The sequence below is a fragment of the Marinobacter sp. genome, assembly GCF_048269445.1.
In the GTDB taxonomy this organism is placed as follows: Bacteria; Pseudomonadota; Gammaproteobacteria; order Pseudomonadales; family Oleiphilaceae; genus Marinobacter.
In genome coordinates this window covers 144,946-164,312 of sequence record NZ_JBLXIQ010000006.1, presented here as the reverse complement: position 1 = coordinate 164,312, position 19,367 = coordinate 144,946, and the positions used below count along the sequence as shown (strand labels likewise).

The following is a 19,367-nucleotide window of genomic DNA, read 5'->3' as shown; positions in this document are numbered from 1 at the left end:
GAGGGAAGTGCCATGATGGGAAATGCAACGTTTGGTAATACCATGTTTGGCAACACCATGTGGGCAGGGCACTGGCTGTGGATGCTGGTGATTGCCATTGTCGTGGTGATTCCGGCCTGGCGTATTTGCCAGCGTACGGGCTACCCGGGCTGGATGGGCGTCCTGATACTGATTCCCATCGTCAACCTCATTCTGCTCTATTTCATTGCGTTCGCGGATTGGCCAGCAGACAAAACGGGAGACCGAAATGGCTGAGCACCATCACGCCCATAACCTCCATCATCAGGGCCAGGGAGAATCCGGCGAGCAGACCACCAGGGATCCAGTCTGTGGTATGAGCGTGGATCCGCACACGGCGGAACATCGAAGCCGGCAGGGCGGCAAAACCTGGTACTTTTGCTCGTCACGCTGCCAGTCCAAGTTCGATGAGAACCCGGAACAGTACCTTGGTGAGGAACAGAAGCCGCAGGAGCCGGTAGCGCCGGGCACCATGTACACCTGCCCCATGCATCCGGAGATTCGCCAGCAAGGGCCGGGAGACTGCCCCATCTGCGGCATGGCCCTGGAGCCGGAGCAGGTGAGTCTCGATGAAGGGCCGTCGGAAGAGCTCAGGGATATGACTCGCCGATTCTGGATTGGCCTGGTTCTGACCTTGCCGGTGCTGGTGCTAGAAATGGGGGGCCACCTGACGGGGCTTGATCACATTGTGGCGCCGCAGATGTCCAACTGGATTCAGCTGGTGCTGGCTACGCCCGTGGTGCTCTGGTGCGGCTGGCCGTTCTTTGTCCGGGGCTGGAAGTCCGTGGTCAGCCGTAATCTGAACATGTTCACGCTGATTTCCATTGGTACCGGCGTAGCCTTGGTCTACAGCCTGGTGGCAACATTGGCGCCACAGATTTTCCCCGATGCCTTCCGGCAGGAGGGTGGCTCGGTTGCCGTGTATTTCGAAGCGGCGGCGGTCATCGTGGTGCTGGTGTTGCTTGGACAGGTGCTGGAGCTGCGAGCCCGGGAGAAAACCTCCGGTGCCATCAAGGCCCTTTTGGACCTGGCGCCTGCGACTGCCCGGAGGCTGGATGATGGCGGCGGCGAGGCCGATGTGTCGCTGGATCAGGTCAAGGTCGGTGATCGCCTGCGGGTGCGCCCGGGAGACAAGGTGCCGCTGGACGGTGAGGTGCTTGAGGGCAGTTCGAATGTGGATGAATCCATGGTGACCGGTGAGCCCCTGGCGGTCAGCAAGAAAGCTGGCGATGAGGTGATCGGCGGCAGCATCAATCAGCAGGGCAGCTTCATCATGCGGGCCGACAAGGTGGGCCGGGATACTATGCTGTCCCAGATCGTGCAGATGGTGGCTAGCGCCCAGCGCAGCCGGGCACCGATTCAGGGCCTGGCGGACAAAGTGGCGGGATACTTTGTGCCGGCCGTAATCCTGGTCGCCATAATCGCCTTTATCGCCTGGTCGTTCGTTGGGCCAACACCGCCTATGGCCTTCGGTCTGATCGCTGCCGTGAGTGTGCTGATTATCGCCTGCCCCTGTGCGCTGGGCCTGGCAACCCCAATGTCCATCATGGTGGGTGTCGGCCGGGGTGCCCAAAGCGGAGTGCTGATCCGTGATGCGGAAGCGCTGGAGCGGATGGAAAAGGTGGATACGGTTGTGGTGGACAAGACCGGCACGCTGACTGAAGGCAAACCTCAGGTTACAAAGCTGGTTCCCGCCGAGGGATTCAGTGAGGAAGAGCTGATGCGATTTGCCGGCGGCCTGGAGAAGGGCAGTGAGCACCCGCTGGCTCATGCCGTTCTCGACAAGGCCGCCGTGATGGGGCTTGAACTGCCGGATGCTGAGGGCTTTGACTCTCCGAATGGCAAGGGCGTAACTGGCAAGATCGAGGGACGGCAGGTACTGATCGGTAATCGACTGTTGATGGAATCCGAAAACGTTGATACCTCCGGGTTTGAAACTGAGGCTGACCAACTTCGCAAGGATGGGGCCACGGTAATTTTCGCGGCTGTGGATGGTGAAGTCGCTGGCCTACTTGCCATAGCTGATCCGGTGAAGGAAACCACCGAAGCCGCCATTTCCGCCCTGCAGAAAGATGGCATCCGGGTAGTCATGCTGACCGGCGATAACCGCACCTCTGCCGAAGCGGTTGCCCGCAAACTGCATATTGATGAAGTGGAAGCGGAAGTCCTGCCGGAAGACAAGGGCAAGATTGTCCAGCGCCTGAAAGATGAAGGCCGCATCGTGGCGATGGCCGGCGACGGCGTTAACGATGCGCCAGCCTTGGCGACGGCCGATGTCGGCGTGGCCATGGGCACCGGCACCGATGTGGCCATCGAAAGTGCTGGTATTACATTATTGCGAGGTGATCTGATGGGGATCGTGGAAGCGCGTCGGTTATCTTTGGCGACCATGCGCAACATCCGGCAGAATCTGTTTTTCGCCTTCATCTACAATTCCGCCGGTGTGCCCATTGCCGCCGGGGTACTGTACCCGTTTTTCGGCATACTGCTGTCGCCGATTTTCGCAGCGGCCGCCATGTCGCTGTCCTCGGTCAGCGTGATAGTGAATGCGCTGCGCTTGCGAGTGATCAAACTGGAACCGAAACAATAAACTTCTGAATCATTGGAGAAAGTTATGTCATACACGATCAATCGAATTATCAAGAATGTGGATTTTGAGGCCGTGGACAAGAGGGCGCGTCAGGCACTTGCCGATCACGGTTTCGGAGTGCTGACGGAGATTGACGTCAAGGCCACCATGAAGAAAAAACTGGAAAAGGATATGCCGGCATATCTCATCCTTGGAGCCTGTAACCCTGCGATGGCCTGGGAAGCAATTGGTCTTGAGCCTCGTGTGGGCGCCATGCTGCCTTGCAACGTCATTCTTCGAGAGGTGTCGGAAGGGGTAGAGGTCAGCGCAATAGACCCCGTGGTGTCTATGACCGCCATTGATAATGACGAGCTCAAGCAGGTTGCCGGGAAAGTCAGGGATATGCTTTCTGAGGTGGTTCAGGCGGTCTGAAGCTGTAGAAACCTTATGGATGCCAGTGCCGGGAGGTAGTTACACCTGAAAGACGGGGGCAAAGCCACCTCCGGGCGTTCGAAAGTTGGTGGTCTGCCCCTTGTAGATGCGGGCAGCGGTAAGCAGCGTTTTGCCATTGTAGGTGTACAGACGAATATCGACCTTTCCGGTGGTTACCGTGTCATCAATTTTGAGGCCTCGCTCACCCGGGGGAACGAGGTCCTGCGCAATGTAGTCACCCTCGAGTATGTTTTCGAAAACCCGTCGAGTCAGTTTGTCGCCCCGGTACACACCTTTACTGCCATGGCCTGAAAAGGGCTTGAAGAAGAGCTTGCGGCGATCTCGCCATAGTTCGGTCGCGTCGTCCCTGGAAACCAGCCTGGTCTTTGGAACAGCCCTTTCCAGTAGCTTCACGTTCTCCGTGCCCAGTCCCCATTCGCGAAGAGTCTCGGAGTCTGACAAGAGGGTCAGATTCCGTTTGTCGGCCAGCACTGAGTGGGTTCGCGGGTTGGGCGTTACGACGACAGCGCCGTCGAGATAGGCCCGTCTTAAGGTCGCATGGTTCGGAGCATCCAGTGCGAAATCCACCAGCCTGTTATACACCAGATCAATGCGTTTTCCACCGGCGGTAAGCTCTCCATTGGCATACTCGAACTCAGCAGGGTCAAGGACCAGGGTATCTATTCCCCGGGCCAGAAGAAGTCGCTGGGCCAGTTGGAACTCCGGGAACAGAAACTGACTCTCAGGGGCGTCATCAACGATGGCCAGTCGCTGCGGCATCGACTCCCGGCGCTGCCTTTGCCATTCATGTTTAAACATCTCGAACACGGCATCATCGAACCTGTCAAGCGCCGGGCTGATTGCGGGCGCGTTTTGAGGTGGCTGGCAACATCGGCTTTGAGCCCGGGCGAGCACAGTGTTAAGAAAAGCACCTCCGGCATTGGTGTTGATCTCGATCAGCTGAGGGCCTTCTGGCCCAAGGTGAAAGTCATAGCCCATAAACGCCCCGATGGGGCCGGGATCGAACTGTGCGATGTCTGGAGCCCAGGACAAGACTTGTTTCAGGTAAGACGGAAGCCTGCTTGCTGACTCAATAGCCTGAACGACTCCCTCCATCGTCAAAATATCACTCTCGGGGACAAAAACGGCTGTGTCCGAGAAGAAATGATCAAGCTTCGGGATCGCTGCCGCCGGGAATTCGGTGTCAGCGTTTGAAAATTGATCCCGAAGACTTGAGTTGAGTGCCTCTTGATCAAGGGTAATGCAATAACAATGACGATTGAGTAGAGCTGCATTGGTACTGGCTGTTTGCTGGCTATTTTTGGTTTCGTCGTGCATTCGGCCACCACTGTCAGGGAGTTGCTTTACCAAATGGGTGAAATCTGAGTCCTGGTCTAAAGCCGGGCGTTTGCTGGTGATACTGATCCACGTCAAGTAGATGCATCTTCCGGAATGGTTTTCAGCTCTGTTTCAGCTTGGCATGTTCAACTCGGATTGAAGCAAACTTTTTGTTCGCAAGCGTGCAAACGTCGCTGATCGGGCAATAAAGAGCCATTCCATTGTTCCGATCACAAGGTGATCTTATGAAACATCAGTTGCGCAAGCAGTGGTTTGCAGGCCTTACCGCTTTACTTTTAATGGGTCTGTCACTGGCAGTATCGGCGGGCAGTAGTCGCGCCTTCATTCCAATGGGGACGGCAGACTCCGTAGGTGTTATGGGCCTGGAAAGCCATCGTTTGACGTCCACGATTCCTGGCACGGTCAATACCCATGGTTCCGCACTGACTCCGGATGGCCGCTATCTTATTGTGGGCAGTTTGACGGCCCATGACAATCAGGAACCGCCCGCTCGTCCAGAGAGTGTCACGGAAGATGAGCACGCCTCCCACCACGGGGCACAGGGCGGTGCGGCTTCGAAGCAGCCAGGTACGGGTCGTATCTACGTCGTGGATACCAACACCAATGAAATTGACAGCGTGTTTGAAGTACCGGGACCAGTGCATCATGTTCTGGTCACACAGGATGGTCGCTACGCCGTTTCAACACATCCGATGGGCGGAGGTATCAGCGTTGTGGATCTGGACTCCGGAGAAGTCATTGAAGTGATCGCGACTGGCCCTTCTCCCAACTACATAGCGACGACGGGTGACGGCCAGACATTATTCGTCAGCAATACCGGTAATGGCACAGTTAGCGAGGTGGATACCCGGAACTGGTTCGTTAAGCAAAATGTACGCATAGGCGGGGCACCCGAGCACATGGCTCTTGCCCCCGACGAAGATTATCATTTACATCAATGACGTTGCCGCCGGTGAGGCCGTTGCTCTAAAGCTTTCTGAAGGTGCTGTGACGTCACGGTACGAAATTGGGGAAGCGCCTCATGGCTTGGGCCTGAGTGCCGATGGGAAGGTTCTTTTTGCAACCAGCCAGGGCGATGAAAGGGTCACTCGCATAGAGCTCTACCAAAACGCCAGCAAAAGTGTACAGCTGGCCCCCGCGCCCTACCACCTGGCAGTTTCCCCTGTCGATGGCCGCATACTGGTCACCAGTCGTGGCGAGGCCAGGCTCTGGGTACTTGATCCGGTGAGCCTGGCCATTGTCGATGAAGTTTTGCTGGATGGGATAGGTCATCAGATATCGATTGAGGGCCAGTAACTAATGCAGGTTTGGCTCACTTTATAGAAGGAACAGTGATGGACCGGCGTTCTAAAATTCCACTGGCAATATTTGCGATCGTTGCGCTGTTTTTGTTTTGGGGCGAGCACAGGGGGCATCTTCTCGATGCGTTGCCCTGGCTGATACTTCTCGCGTGTCCCTTAATGCACATGTTTGTGCATGGCCACCACAACCAGAATGGCTCGAAGCGCAGACCTGACCAATGAGACTCTGGATTATTGTTCTTCTCTTGTATGCAATATCGGGTCATCTTTTCGCGGCTACCCCCTCGGCTGTTTCTCTAATCGAAGGTATGGAGCGGCCCCTTTGGTCAGATAGAAACCACGGCCGGTACTTTATGCGTACCAATGGCTCGGAGGTGACGAGGACAGCGAACTCGGGAGATTAGAGCCGCTGGGGCTGAAGGAGATGTAATGGTTTTTCTGCACTTTTTTTAGAAATGGTGGAAGTTGAGAGGAAGTAATTGCTATATATTTAACATGTAATAAATAGCCGAGAACCTTTAATAAAAGGTGACCGACTACTGGTTTAGGTTGTTAATCTTGAAATAGGTTCAGGAATGAGTGTGATTCAGATGTCTGTGGCCTGGTACCTATAATGATTGGTACCGGCACAGGTTCCGAGGTTATGGGGCGTATTGCGGCGCCGATGGCCGGAGGTATGATCAGTGCCGTGATGCTTGCCCTGCTTGTCATTCCTGTACTGTTTTATCTGTGGAAGCAGAGGAGTGTGAGGGCTTGAGCCCAGTTTTCATGATTCAGGTCAACATGCCGTGAATTGACCTCGCTGTAAGCTTAATTTTCAGCCTCGATTCAGTTTCATGGTCTTTACTGAAAGGGATGCAGACGAATGCAGACATAAGGAGAGTCTCATGAACAGATTTACCCGTTTAATCGCGTGCTCCGTTCTCGTTTCTACACCCCTGTTGGTCTTTGCTCATGGTGACGAGGGCGCCTGGCAGGGACACGGTCCGGGCATGATGATGGACCAGGATCAGATGAATCGGAACTGGTCGCAAATGCACGAAATGATGCAAGGCATGTCCGGCGCCAATTCTCCGGAGGACCGCCAACGCCTCCTCAACGAACACTGGAAGGCCATGGAAGAGCAGATGGAGTTGATGCATCAGGGCATGATGGGGCCCGGCATGATGGGCGGTGGTCAGGGCAATATGAATAACCAGGGCATGATGAACAATGAGGGAATGATGAATAATCAGGGCCAGGCCAAGAAACAGCCCGGCAATGCTCAGGGGAAGAACTCAGGTGCTGCGGGCATGGATTATCAGCAGCGGATGGACCTGATGGAGAATCGCATGAACCAGATGCAGCTGATGATGGAACAGATGCTGGAGCACCAGAGGCAACTGAACCGGAATTGATCTCTGTCCCGAAACCGGCAGGCGCGTGTGGTAGCGTAGAGCCTTTCGCCGATCTTTTCGGAACAAACGGAGGCTCATGTGCTGGAACGGCTGCAACGCCGATTGGGATTGCAGACCATACCCGGGGTGTTTTTCACGTCGGCTGGGGTCGCTACGTTGTTTGTTGCCCTGGCAGTCCCATTTGACGAGGTCGTTGCCGACAGTTTTGGGCTGCTGACCGGTTGGGTAGCCTATAATCTGGGCTGGTTCTATATTCTCGCCGTCAGCGCACTGCTGTTCTTTCTGCTCGGTCTGGCGGTCAGTCGCTACGGTAACATTCGTCTGGGCGCCGACGACAGCCGCCCCGATTACTCCAACCTGACCTGGTTCACCATGCTGTTCGCCGCGGGCATCGGCACCATTCTGATGTTCTGGGGTGTGGCAGAGCCGGTTTCCCACTTTGCCAACCCACCGTTTGAAGGCGTTCAACCGGGCTCGGAACGGGCGGCCAGTGACGCCATGACCATCGCGCTCTATCATTTTGGCCTGCACACCTGGACCATTTTTGCTATGCCGGGGCTGGCGATCGGTTACTTTGCCTACCGGCACAACCTGCCCATGCGCATCAGTAGCCTGTTCTATCCGATCCTCGGGGAGCGGGCATTCGGGCCCTGGGGCTGGGCGGTGGATGTGATTGCCGTGCTCGGCACCCTGTTCGGCGTGGCGACCTCCCTGGGGCTGGGGACCCTGCAGCTAAACAGTGGTCTGAACTATCTGTTTGGCACGCCGTCCACCGGCCTGGTCCAGGTTATTCTGATCGCGGTGATTACCAGTATTGCCGCTACTTCAGTGGCTCTTGGGCTGGACAAGGGCGTTCGCCGGCTGTCGCAGCTGAACATTGTGCTGGCCATGGTCTTGCTTGTGTTCGTGCTCACGGTTGGGCCAACTGTGTTTATTGCCGAAGGAATGGTTCAGAGCGTGGGGGATTATCTCGACGCCTTGCCGTGGCTGGCGTTCTGGACTCAAACATATACGGAAACTGACTGGCAGCGGCAGTGGACCCTGTTCTACTGGGCCTGGACCATCTCCTGGGCGCCTTATGTCGGAATCTTTATCGCCCGGATCTCCCGTGGGCGGACCATCCGCGAATTTGTTGCCGGTGTTCTGTTTGCCCCCACAGCCTTCACTCTGGTGTGGTTCGGAATTTTCGGGCTATCTGCCATCCAGGTGGAAATGACCGGTCAGGTAGCTTTGGCTGAACAGGTACAGCAGGATCCCTCCGTGGCCATTTTCGCCTTCCTGGAAGCATTCCCGTTTGCGAACGTGGCGTCGGCCCTGAGCGTGGTCATCATCGTCATTTTCTTTACCACGTCATCGGATTCCGCCTCACTTGTGATCGATATGCTGACCCGGCGGGATGATCAACCATCCCTGGTGCGCCAGCGGATATTCTGGGCGGCGGCCCAGGGTGTTATTGCCGCTACCTTGTTGCTGGCAGGTGGGCTGGATGCGCTGCAGAATGTGATTACCTCTCTGGGGCTCCCCTTCTGCATTTTGCTGATCTTCATGGCGGTGGCTCTGTTTCGGGCACTTCGGGCAGATTACCGCGGCTACAGCATGAACGAACTGGTGCGGGGCCGCGCCTTCCCGGAAGTGGAGGCCACCTCCGAAACCAAACGGGAGAACGACTATGTATCGGAAACTGTTGATCGCAATTGATCCGGAAGACGATGGAGAGGGCAAGCGTGCCCTGGAAGCCGCCATGGATCTTCTGGCCGAGGACGGTGAGCTGCATCTTGCCAGTGTTTACAGTCCGGGCGGGGGTGGATTCTTTCCGCACGTAACGGAAGAGGCGCCAGAGCAGAAGGAGGCCAGGGTTAGGGAGGTGCTGGATCTGCTCGTGCGAAAATATCTGCCTTTGAACCGCAGTGCGAGCCTGCATGTGGTGGCCGGGAGTGCTGGCGAGAAACTGGTCGCGCTGGCCGGGCAGCTCTGTGCCGACCTGATGTTACTGGTTTCCCGGGGCAGCAGTGGTCACTGGCCCCTGCGTAAGGCGACCGTAGAGTATGTTTCGGTAAATGCCCCATGTCCGGTCCTTGTACTGCCGTCGCTGGAAAAGTCGGAACCTGAAAAAGATAACGAAGGTGGCGACTGAATAGTCAAACAGCGATAACTGATCGGAATGGCTCCCGGACGGTAGTCTGGGGCGCTTCTGAATCGGTCCTTTGTGCCGGGCAAGCCGGGCGGCGAGTGCTCGGGCAGGTTTTCTCGGGGAAATGGGGTTTTGTGCATTGGAGCCAAATGGTTTTTACTGATGATGAATACTTGTGCGTTCCTGAAACTCCGAAGGACTGTCCATGGCCCGATTCAGTGACCATTTGCCGGCTCCGGCGGTACTGATCTTTGACTGGCACGGCACGCTGGTAGACACCCACGATGCTATGTTCAGCGCCATGGAAGACATGTTGCCGCAACTGGAGGAGCTGGGTCTGGTGGAGCGGCTGTTGCCAGAGGATCAGTGCCGCACGGCGGACGATGCGCGGCTGGTTCGCTACATCCGGATTTTTCGGCGTCTGCACCCGCGCATCCTTGCTGAGCGCCGGGTTTCAAGGACGGATATCTTCAACGCCATTTTTGGCGACGACAAAGACGCCAAACTGATTGCCCACAAGGCCTACAACGAGGCCTATCGTCGCTATTTCGGTCAAGTGAAACCCTTCCAGTCCGGCGCCTATGAGTACCTCTCGGCGCTAAGGGCCGTGGGTATCCGGCTGGCGGTCTCGACCAACCGGAACCGGGAGTTTCTCGACAAGGAACTGCGCACGGTGGATGAAGGCCGCTGGCAGCATTTGTTTGATACCACGGTCTGTGCCGACGACGTGACCGAATACAAGCCCGATCCTGAGGTCATCCTCAGGGCTCTGGAGAAACTCGGATTACCGGCCGATAAACGGGCCTGGTACGTCGGTGATAGTTATGTTGACATGCTTACCGCCAACAGGGCCGGCGTGTCCGGCGTTTTCTACAACGGTGCCTGCTGGGAATCGGGCCGGATAGACAGCTGGTTCTCACACCGGGATGCGCCGTCAGCTATCCTGGACAGTTTTGAAGACCTTATGGATTTGCTGGCCCTGCTCGAAAGGAGCGAGCCGGAGGCGTTTTATCGGGCCCCGGCGGAGGTCCGGCCAAAACCATTCCCGCCACCGCGGCGTCCGGAACCCCGCATTGAGCCGGACTGGCACCCGGCTGTGGTCAAACTGATCCGGCCGGCGGTTATCCTGTTCGACTGGCACGCCACCCTGGTGGATACCCTGGATGCCATGTACCACGCAGTGGATGACATGCTGCCGGATTTCCACAAGCTCAAACTTATGGACCGGATGGTAGCGCCCGAGGACAGCAAGACACCGGAGGACGTCAAACTGGTGGCCTATGTACGCGAGTTTGCGAGGCTGCATCCGAAGGTAAAGGCTGACCGGAAAATATCCCGGACCGATATTTTCGAAGTGCTGTTTGGGGAGGATCAGGAGGCCAAGCAGGTTGCGCACAAGGCTTTTAATGATCACTATCGAAAGCACTATGGCACCGTCAAGGCGTTCGAGCCGAAGGTGCGCGAGGTGCTGGAGGGGCTGCGACGGCTGGGGATCCAGGTAGGGGTGATTACCAACCGGGACCGTGAGTTTTTTGAAAAAGAGCTGGCTTTGGTGGATGGCGCTTGCTGGGCTCACCTGTTTGATGTGGATGTGTGCGGAGACGACACGCCATTGCGCAAACCTCATCCGGATCAATTGTTGCTGGCGGTGCAGAAACTGGATTACCCGCCGGACCCGAGCGTCTGGTATGTGGGGGACAGCACAACCGATGTGATTGCGGCCAAGCGTGCCGGTATGACCTCGGTGTTCTTTAACGGCGCCCAGTGGGATTTGCCGTGGCTCAACAAGATCTTCCCCGGCACGCACAAGCATCCGGACAAGCCGGATGTGGTGGTCAACGATTTTTCAGAGTTCTGGGCCCTGGTACTGGCGTGCGAGGTGGGACCACCCTGACCTCAGGGGATGTCCTGGCTGTGCAGTGCCTCCTCGGCATTCAGACCCAGCACAATGATGCCTCTCGGTACCCCCTCTTCAATGGGCTCGACCGGGGCGCTGATGGTGACCTGAAACTGCGATGTCGAGGCATCGAAACGAATCGGCGAAATATAGAGCGCTTCCAGTCCCACGAGCCCTCTGCGCGTGTTCTTTACCACTTCCTGGTATTTTGGTTCGTCCCCTTGCCAATAATCAGACGTGAGTTCGCTCATCGCCGCGAGCGTTCCCATATCATTGATCACCATCGCCTCGCTGACCAGGCCATTATGAGCTACCTTCCATCCGTGCAGTGCACGTGACCCGGGTAATTGCAGGACATAGCTGGCAAGTGCCGTGGGCATGTCCGGGGCGAGTACCTGCCACACGCTGTCCTGTGTCATGACATCCGTGAAACTCTGTTGCCGGGGCCCGGCTTCAACAGCCTGGTGGATATTGAGAGTGCCATGCAGTTCTTTGATCAGACGGTCAGCCAGAGCCCGGATCCTGGACTCTTCGGTTTCCGAGAGCGCCAGTTGCCCCGTCATGCAGGCCGGAAGCATACGGTTGAATTCGGGAAGAAATTTCGGATGGAGGGCCACAAACGATTCGGTCAGATAAAGATGCAGAGGTGCGTAACGGACGAAGTGGGCCTTGATGCCCAGGGCGCCTGCCGCGTGGTTTTCCGCCTGCAAATCAGTCATGACTCTCTCATCCATCAGAGCCGTACCAATCCGTCCGCGGCGAAGCAGAGCCAGCAGCTGGGAGGGCGAGGCAACACTCATGAAGATGGTGTAACCGTTGTCTTTCAGCCAGGCTTGCTCATTACTGCCATCCACCACCCCGATCCGGGCATTCCCGTTGAACTTCCCTTCCTCAGTAGTGAAGAAGTACCATTTCTCTAGTGCAACCGGGTCACTGCGCCTGGCAATGTTATCCAGCTCGATGGAAGGATCAATGGCAAAATAGCCATTCACCAGGCTGCGTTTTAGCGAGTGCATGGCGCGATTTTGGGGGGCGACCCGAATGCGGGTTGACCAGCCAGCACGATTTGCGGCGCAAACCACGGTTTCGGTGGTTTCGCCGAATACCGTTCCGCTTCTACCCGGTTCCGTGATTTCGCTGGCAACCTGATAAGGTGGGCTGTCAAAGGTATACAGATTCAGCGTTGGAGCCTGGGCCCGGCAGATGGAAGACGCCAGTATTGTGGTCAGGCCCAGGGTCAGTCGGAGGTTCATCGTGAATGCTGCTTCCGTTTTGTTAACAATCCTGAGTGCAGGCTAGCACTCACTCGGGGCTTCTGCCTCAAAACCATAAGACATATTCTGTCCATCATGAACAACAATAAAGACCAACTCATGAGTGAAAGAAAGCCATCGATTCTGGTTGTGGATGACGACCTGGCCATCCGGGAATTACTGCAAGAACACCTGAGCCGAGTGGGATACGCGGTACTGACTGCCGGAGACGGAGACCAGATGCAATCGCAGCTGGGTTCAGCCCATGTTGATCTGATTGTACTGGATGTCATGCTGCCCGGCGACGACGGTTTCACCCTTTGCCGGCAGATTCGGGAACATTCCCGTGTGCCCATCATCATGCTGACCGCAAGCTCTGACGAAACCGACCGCGTCGTGGGGCTGGAGCTGGGTGCCGATGACTACCTGGCCAAGCCCTTCAGTGCCAGGGAATTGCAGGCCAGGGTCAAGGCGTTGCTGCGGCGGGCCAATTTCACCCAATCTGACAACCCACGATTCGTGCTCTTTGAGCGCTGGCGACTGGACATATTGGCCCATGAACTCCTCAGCGAGAGTGGTCAGGCGATAGCTCTCTCCGGAGCTGATTTTGCACTGCTTCAGCTGTTCCTGAGCCATCCAAACCAGGTGCTGGACCGCGACACGATTTCCGATGTCACCCGCGGCAGAGAATCCATGCCCCTGGACCGCGTGGTGGATGTGGCGGTCAGTCGTCTCCGGCAACGCCTGGGGGACCAGGGGCGCAATCCGAAACTGATCAAGACAGTGCGTGGGGCCGGCTACCTTCTTGCGGCAACGGTGGCTTATGCGTCCGAATAGTTCCGGACAATCCCGGAAGACATCCTGGCGCGGGTTTTCTTTCACGCGTTGGTTTCCGTCATCACTTCTGGGGCGTGTGCTGCTGCTGACACTGCTGGCGATGGCCGGCGCCCAGGTAATTTCCAGTGCTGCCTGGATAGCGACCTTCCGGGCGCAACAGGTTCAGGGGCTGGTGGCCACTACCCGTAACCTGGCCCAGTCGGCCGCAGCAACGGCACAATTCTTCAATTCCCTGCCGCTGGAATACCGACACATTGTGCTGGACCAGCTCCGCGACATGGGCGGCACCCGTTTTTTTGTTTCGCTCAACGACAAACGGATCAATATGGCGCCGTTGCCGGACACTGAACGCAAGCGGCTGGTGACGGAAGAAGTTGAGTTGGTGCTGCGTAAGCGTCTTGGCAACCAGATAAACCTGCATGTCGAGTTTGTGGATCCTGGTAATTTACGGATTCTCAACACCGAGTTGCCGTTGAATGCCCTACCGCAATCCTGGGCCCACTACGCGCTGACGCTGGAACCCCTGAATCCGCCGGTACTGGTCACTCAGTTCGAGGTTACAGACGGCGAGTGGCTGTACCTGGCGGCCGCGCTGCCGGCGCCCTATGTGTCACTGGAGGACGAGGGGATACCGGGGCAACAGATCCTGTTCCTGATCGTGATGACTGCCATCCTTTTTCCGGTGCTTGCCTGGCTGATCCGGCAGCAGACGCGCCCCCTGCGTAAGCTGGCGAAGGCCGCCCGGGATCTGCCCCTGGAAGACGGCCAGCCGCCCCTGGCGGAGCAGGGCAGCGCGGAAATCCTGGCGGTCACCCGGAGCTTCAACACCATGCGGCGGCGGCTGCAAAGTTATATCAGCGACCGGAATCAGTTGTTTCGTGCAATATCTCATGACCTGAAAACACCGATCACCCGGTTACGCCTGCGGGTAGATCTGATTGACGATGATGTAATGCGCGAGCGCCTGGAGGCGGACTTGCAGGAACTGGAGTTGCTGGCGAAAAATGCCCTGCAATCCATGAAAGATACCGATATTCACGAGAATGCCGAGCCCGTTGATGTGGAGCGCATGCTCAAGGGGATGGCAGAGGCCTATCAGGGAGACGCCCCGGGCCGTGTCATGGTGTACGGGCACTGCCGGCGCTACCGCGGCAAGCCGCTCGCCCTCAAGCGGTGTTTTGGAAACCTGGTGGACAACGCGGTCAAATATGGCCACAAGGCTCTGGTCCGCCTTGAGGACGGGCCGGGCCGATTGGTCATTCATGTTGAAGATGAGGGGCCGGGGGTCTCTGAAGACCAGCTGGCCCGCATATTCGAACCCTACTACCGGCTGGATGGTAATCAGCGCCAGGGCTTTGGGCTGGGTCTTGGGATCGCGCGCAACATTGCCCAGAGCCACGGCGGAGAGCTGGAGATCAGCAACCGTCCTGAAGGCGGGCTACACGTGACCCTCACGTTGCCTCGCCATTGAGATGTCAATGTAACAAGGGTGTTACATGGGCCTTTCAGTTTGATACTTAGTGTTTCGGTTTCCTGCCATAGACTCCAACGTTGCCAATACAACAAAAACAAGGAGTCAAAATGTTCAACACTACGTATGGCACCACATCTGTAAAAGCAATCTCCAAGGGACGTCTCTTGTCCGTTGCCGTGAGTCTGGTTTCGCTGGGACTGGTCGCCGGACAGGCGCAAGCCCAGGACCAGGAGGCCCAGAGCGTTGAGGAACGTCTGGAGGCCCTTGAGGCCAGACTGGCCGACGTCGAGCCAAAGGCCAACGGCCTGGAAGGTTTTTCCTTCAACACCTACGCCCGCTCCGGCCTGTTGCTCGGCGGTGACCTGCAAAGCGTACCGGGAGGCCCTTACCTGACGCCTGCCGGTTCAGTGGGCGGCGCAGTAGGCCGCCTTGGAAACGAGCCGGACACCTACCTCGAAGCCATCCTGAACTACAAGCAGGTGGCCGAGAACGGCACCCAATCCCACTACCGGCTGATGATCGCCGATTCCACCACATCATCGAACGACTGGACCGCTGGTGATGGTGCTCTGAATGTGCGCCAGGCTTATGTGGAGTTCAGCAACCTGGCCAGCTTCTCCGGCATTTTCGAGGATGCGTCGATCTGGGCCGGCAAGCGCTTTGACCGCGACCTGAACTTCGACATCCACTGGCTGGACAGCGACATCATTTTTCTCGGGGGGCTGGGCGCCGGCATTTACGACGTCAAATTCGCTGATAACGTGAAATCCAACTTTTCCCTGTACGGCCGCAGTTTTCTGGAGTTCCCGTCTGACATTCAGAACCAGGACATTACCTCGAACACCGATAACCTGATCCTGACCGCCGACAACTATTTCGGCAACGTGCAGTGGACCCTCAGTGGCATGAAGGCCCAGGACAACGATCAGCGTGTGGTGAACGGTTCCAATACCTCGGCGGCCGAGACCGGTGTTCACACCATGCTCGCCTACCATGGCGACAGCTTCTTCGGCATTTCCGATGGCACTTACAAGGTCGCCGTCCTGCACGGGCAGGGCCTGGGTGCGGAAACCAAGAATATCGGTGCCGACGGAAACCTGCATGAGGATGCCATCAGTACCCGCCTGGCGGTCTATGGCACCACCTACCTGAGTGAGAACTGGCGCCTGGCGCCGGCGATTCTGGCGGAAACCAGCGAAGACCGCTACATCAAGGGCGACGACTACCAGTGGCTGACCTTCAACGCCAGACTGGCGAACGAGATAACGTCTAATTTCGAGATGCAGTACGAGGCGTCCTGGCAGACCATGGATCTCAAAACCATGGGTTACGATGGCCGCAATGCCGTGGATGGCGATTACAGCCGCTTTACCATCGCGCCCACCTTCAAGCCCCAGGTCGGTGGGTTCTGGAACCGCCCGGAGATCCGGCTGTTCGCTAGCTACTCCACCTGGGATGACGAGCTTGAAACCTACGCCGCTGGCGACCCGCTTGGCGCTGACAGCGATTTCGAGAGCGCGCAGTGGACCTTTGGCACCCAGATGGAAATCTGGTTCTGAACCTGATCAAGACAACAAAACAGGAAGGAATGACCATGAACCTATTCAAGAAAACCCTTACCGCTGCGGCGGTGACCGCCGCACTTTTGCCAGCCCAGGCCGTCCAGGCCGGTGAAGTGGAAGTGCTGCACTGGTGGACCGCCGGTGGTGAGGCCCGCGCGGCCGCCGCCCTCAAGGAAATGATGGAAGAACAGGGCCACACCTGGAAAGACTTCGCCGTGGCCGGCGGTGGCGGTGAAGCGGCCATGACCGTGCTCAAGACACGTGCGGTTTCCGGCAATCCGCCTGCGGCGGCCCAGATCAAGGGCCTGGATATCCGCGAGTGGGCCAAGCTGGGCTTTCTGGCCAGCCTGGATGATGTGGCCGAGGCCAATAACTGGAACCAGCTGGTCCCGCCGGTGATTGCGGATGTGATGAAATACGAGGGCAGTTACGTAGCCGTGCCGGTCAACGTACACCGGGTAAACTGGCTGTGGGCCAACCCGGAGGTGCTGGAGAAGGTGGGTGTCGCGGTGCCCAAATCCCTCGACGAATTTTATCAGGCTGCCGAGAAGCTGGAGGCAGCCGGTGTTATTCCTCTGGCCCACGGTGGTCAGCCGTGGCAGGACGCCACCGTGTTTGAAGCCGTGGCCCTGGCGGTCATGGGCCCGGATGATTTTGCCAGGGCTTTTGTTGAGCACGATATGGACGTGATCAACAGCGCTCAGATGGAAGAGGTCTTTACCGAGTTTGCCAAGGTGATGAGCTACGTGGACGACAATGCTGCCGGGCGGGACTGGAATACCGCTACCTCCATGGTCATTCGTGGTGAGGCGGCGATGCAGATCATGGGTGACTGGGCCAAGGGCGAGTTTACCGCTGCCGGCCTGACCCCTGGTGAGGATTACATTTGTGCGCCAGCCCCGGGTACCACCGGGCAGTTCACCTTCAATGTTGACTCCTTCGCCATGTTCAGCCTGAGTGATGAGGACAACACCGAAGCCCAGAAGGACCTGGCCCGCACTATCCTGGAGCCCGAGTTCCAGACCGTGTTCAACAAGGCCAAGGGTTCGATCCCGGTCCGTACCGACATGGACATGTCCGGCTTTGATGCCTGCGCCCAGGCGTCCATGGAGACCTTCAAGAGCAGTGCCAAAGGCGGCGGGCTGGTGCCCAGCTTTGCCCACGGCCTGGCCACCACCAGTTATGTCCAGGGCCAGATCTTTGACGTTGTCACCAATTTCGTGAACACCGACAACAAGGATCCGGTCCGGGCCACTGACCAGCTGGCGGCGGCCATCCAGGCAGCACTCTGAGCCGGTAAGGGCCACCCGTTCGGGTGGCCTCCGATCCTTTCGGGAGACTCCTCATGGAACACATTCAACGTCAACCAGCCCGGTTGGCCCGGCCTCGCTCTCGTCTGCTGGACGGTTTGCAGCGCTGGCTGCCGAAGCTGGTTGTGGCCCCGACCTTCGTGTTGGTCGGTGTCGGTATATACGCCTTCATGATCTGGACCGGTGTTCTTTCGTTCACCAGTTCCAGCTTCCTGCCGGTGTACGAGTTCATCGGCTTTGACCAGTACGCCAAGCTGATGGCCAATGACCGCTGGCTCACGGCTTCGATCAACCTGGGTATCTTCGGTGGCCTGTTTATCCTCAGCTGCCTGGTGATTGGCGTGTTGCTGGCCATCTTCCTGGATCAGAAGATTCGCCAGGAAGGCGCCATCCGCACCATTTACCTCTATCCCATGGCCTTGTCCATGATTGTCACCGGCACCGTGTGGAAGTGGATTCTCAACCCCAGTCTGGGGCTGGAGAAACTAATGCACGACTGGGGTTGGAGCTCGTTCAGTTTCGACTGGCTGGTGAGCTCCGACATGGCCATCTACACCATCGTGATGGCCGCTGTCTGGCAGGCCTCCGGATTCGTGATGGCCCTGTTCCTGGCCGGTCTTCGGGGTGTGGATTCGTCCATCATCCGCGCTGCCCGGGTGGATGGCGCCAGCCTGCCGCTGATCTACGGGAAGATCATCCTGCCATCCCTGCGGCCGGTATTCTTCAGTGCGCTGATGGTGCTGGCCCATATCGCGATCAAGAGTTTTGACCTGGTCATGGCCATGACGGCCGGCGGCCCGGGATACTCCACCGACCTGCCGGCGGTCTTCATGTACACCCATACCTTTACCCGTGGCCAGATGGGCCTGGGTTCGGCCAGCGCCATGCTGATGCTGGGGGCTATCCTGGCGTTGCTGGTGCCTTATCTGTACTCGGAACTGAGGGAGAAACGCCATGACTGATCTGGTTCGTACCGGCCTTCGTCCCAGCCGTGTGGCCATCTACGGCGTCCTGCTTCTGGCCGCGCTGGTGTACCTGATTCCGCTGTTTATCATGCTGGTGACCAGCTTCAAGACACCCATGGATATCCGCACCGGCAACCTGATGGCCCTGCCCGCGGACTGGACCATTATCGGCTGGACCAAGGCCTGGTCCGAGGCCTGCACCGGCGTGGACTGCGGTGGTATTCGCGGTTACTTCTGGAACTCGTTCAAGATGACCGTGCCGGCAGTGCTAATTTCAACGCTGTTAGGTGCGTTCAACGGCTACGTTCTGTCAAAGTGGAAGTTCAAGGGCTCCAACCTGTTCTTCGGCATGCTGCTGTTCGGCTGTTTCGTGCCGTTCCAGGTGGTACTGCTGCCCATGGCGGCAACCCTGGGCCAGCTGGGCCTCGCCAACACCACCACTGGCCTGGTGCTTGTGCACGTGATCTACGGGGTGGCGTTTACCACGCTGTTCTTCCGGAACTATTACGTGGCTATTCCAGATGCGCTGATCAAGGCCGCCCGGCTGGATGGCGCCGGCTTTTTCACTATTTTCTTCCGCATCCTGCTGCCCATGTCCACGCCGATTTTCATGGTGTCGCTGATTTGGCAGTTCACCCAGATATGGAACGACTTCCTGTTCGGGGTGGTGTTTGCCAGCGGCGACAGCCAGCCCATTACCGTGGCGCTGAACAACCTGGTCAACACCAGTACCGGCGTGAAGGAATACAACGTGGATATGGCTGCGGCGATGATTGCAGCGCTGCCGACCCTGGTGGTCTATATCGTCGCCGGCAAATACTTCATCCGGGGGCTGACCGCCGGATCTGTCAAAGGTTGACCT

General features: G+C 57.6%; 18 protein-coding genes and 1 pseudogene. 17 read left to right on the top strand and 2 right to left on the bottom strand.

From position 1 onward, the window contains the following. The first annotated feature begins 12 nt into the window (after positions 1-12). Genes ACN0XM_RS14055 through ACN0XM_RS14045 form a run of 3 tightly spaced genes read left to right on the top strand, consistent with a single transcriptional unit; the run spans position 13 to position 3,019 of the window. Positions 13-255, top strand: coding sequence for a hypothetical protein (locus ACN0XM_RS14055; RefSeq protein WP_417567568.1), 243 nt, complete (start codon positions 13-15; stop codon positions 253-255). Then, a complete protein-coding gene (locus ACN0XM_RS14050) occupies positions 248-2,608 on the top strand; it encodes a heavy metal translocating P-type ATPase (protein ID WP_417567567.1) in 2,361 nt (786 codons plus the stop codon). The genes ACN0XM_RS14055 and ACN0XM_RS14050 overlap by 8 nt, the downstream gene beginning before the upstream one ends. 24 nt (positions 2,609-2,632) lie before the next feature. After that, positions 2,633-3,019, top strand: a complete 387-nt coding sequence (locus ACN0XM_RS14045; RefSeq protein ID WP_417567566.1) for a DUF302 domain-containing protein — start codon at positions 2,633-2,635, stop codon at positions 3,017-3,019. A 39-nt stretch (positions 3,020-3,058) separates the two neighbouring features. Here ACN0XM_RS14045 and ACN0XM_RS14040 read toward each other — a convergent pair whose 3' ends face one another. Beyond that, the gene (locus ACN0XM_RS14040; protein ID WP_417567565.1) at positions 3,059-4,072 is read right to left on the bottom strand and encodes a hypothetical protein; all 1,014 of its coding nucleotides are present in this window, start codon (positions 4,070-4,072) and stop codon (positions 3,059-3,061) included. 530 nt (positions 4,073-4,602) lie between these two features. On the opposite strand from ACN0XM_RS14040, the gene ACN0XM_RS14035 reads away from it, so the two are divergent. From ACN0XM_RS14035 to ACN0XM_RS14000, 8 genes and pseudogenes are all read left to right on the top strand, one after another. Further along, positions 4,603-5,319 carry a YncE family protein gene (locus ACN0XM_RS14035; RefSeq protein WP_417567564.1) on the top strand — a complete coding sequence of 239 codons (717 nt, stop codon included), beginning with the start codon at positions 4,603-4,605 and terminating at the stop codon, positions 5,317-5,319. Next, positions 5,285-5,674, top strand: a complete 390-nt coding sequence (locus ACN0XM_RS14030; RefSeq protein ID WP_417567563.1) for a YncE family protein — start codon at positions 5,285-5,287, stop codon at positions 5,672-5,674. The genes ACN0XM_RS14035 and ACN0XM_RS14030 overlap by 35 nt, the downstream gene beginning before the upstream one ends. 38 nt (positions 5,675-5,712) lie before the next feature. Further along, the gene (locus ACN0XM_RS14025) at positions 5,713-5,901 is read left to right on the top strand and encodes a DUF2933 domain-containing protein (protein WP_417567562.1); all 189 of its coding nucleotides are present in this window, start codon (positions 5,713-5,715) and stop codon (positions 5,899-5,901) included. Between the two features lie 376 nt (positions 5,902-6,277). Further along, positions 6,278-6,436, top strand: a pseudogene (locus tag ACN0XM_RS14020) (efflux RND transporter permease subunit); the annotation flags it as partial. A 130-nt stretch (positions 6,437-6,566) separates the two neighbouring features. Continuing rightward, positions 6,567-7,076 (top strand): hypothetical protein, encoded by a 510-nt coding sequence (locus ACN0XM_RS14015; RefSeq protein ID WP_417567561.1) that lies wholly within the window; start codon positions 6,567-6,569, stop codon positions 7,074-7,076. Between the two features lie 78 nt (positions 7,077-7,154). Next, a complete protein-coding gene (locus ACN0XM_RS14010; protein WP_417567560.1) occupies positions 7,155-8,774 on the top strand; it encodes a BCCT family transporter in 1,620 nt (539 codons plus the stop codon). Next, on the top strand, positions 8,746-9,210 hold the full coding sequence (locus ACN0XM_RS14005) for a universal stress protein (protein WP_417567559.1): 465 nt from the start codon (positions 8,746-8,748) through the stop codon (positions 9,208-9,210). The genes ACN0XM_RS14010 and ACN0XM_RS14005 overlap by 29 nt, the downstream gene beginning before the upstream one ends. 202 nt (positions 9,211-9,412) lie before the next feature. Then, a complete protein-coding gene (locus tag ACN0XM_RS14000; protein WP_417567558.1) occupies positions 9,413-11,101 on the top strand; it encodes an HAD family hydrolase in 1,689 nt (562 codons plus the stop codon). Positions 11,102-11,103: 2 nt separating this feature from the next. Here the strand turns inward: ACN0XM_RS14000 and ACN0XM_RS13995 are convergent, their stop codons facing one another. After that, positions 11,104-12,357, bottom strand: coding sequence for a hypothetical protein (locus ACN0XM_RS13995; protein WP_417567557.1), 1,254 nt, complete (start codon positions 12,355-12,357; stop codon positions 11,104-11,106). A gap of 120 nt (positions 12,358-12,477) precedes the next feature. Between ACN0XM_RS13995 and ACN0XM_RS13990 the strand changes: the two genes are divergently transcribed. The 6 genes from ACN0XM_RS13990 to ACN0XM_RS13965 all read left to right on the top strand — a co-directional run bounded on the left by ACN0XM_RS13990 (position 12,478) and on the right by ACN0XM_RS13965 (position 19,364). Continuing rightward, a complete protein-coding gene (locus ACN0XM_RS13990) occupies positions 12,478-13,194 on the top strand; it encodes a response regulator (RefSeq protein ID WP_417567556.1) in 717 nt (238 codons plus the stop codon). Then, complete coding sequence (locus tag ACN0XM_RS13985) at positions 13,181-14,665, top strand: ATP-binding protein (protein WP_417567555.1); 1,485 nt, start codon at positions 13,181-13,183, stop codon at positions 14,663-14,665. The genes ACN0XM_RS13990 and ACN0XM_RS13985 overlap by 14 nt, the downstream gene beginning before the upstream one ends. 110 nt (positions 14,666-14,775) lie before the next feature. After that, positions 14,776-16,227, top strand: a complete 1,452-nt coding sequence (locus ACN0XM_RS13980; RefSeq protein ID WP_417567554.1) for a carbohydrate porin — start codon at positions 14,776-14,778, stop codon at positions 16,225-16,227. Between the two features lie 35 nt (positions 16,228-16,262). Beyond that, on the top strand, positions 16,263-17,522 hold the full coding sequence (locus ACN0XM_RS13975; protein WP_417567727.1) for an ABC transporter substrate-binding protein: 1,260 nt from the start codon (positions 16,263-16,265) through the stop codon (positions 17,520-17,522). 53 nt (positions 17,523-17,575) lie between these two features. After that, on the top strand, positions 17,576-18,502 hold the full coding sequence (locus tag ACN0XM_RS13970; protein ID WP_417567553.1) for a carbohydrate ABC transporter permease: 927 nt from the start codon (positions 17,576-17,578) through the stop codon (positions 18,500-18,502). Then, positions 18,495-19,364 (top strand): carbohydrate ABC transporter permease, encoded by an 870-nt coding sequence (locus tag ACN0XM_RS13965; protein WP_417567552.1) that lies wholly within the window; start codon positions 18,495-18,497, stop codon positions 19,362-19,364. The genes ACN0XM_RS13970 and ACN0XM_RS13965 overlap by 8 nt, the downstream gene beginning before the upstream one ends. The last annotated feature ends 3 nt before the right edge of the window (positions 19,365-19,367 follow it).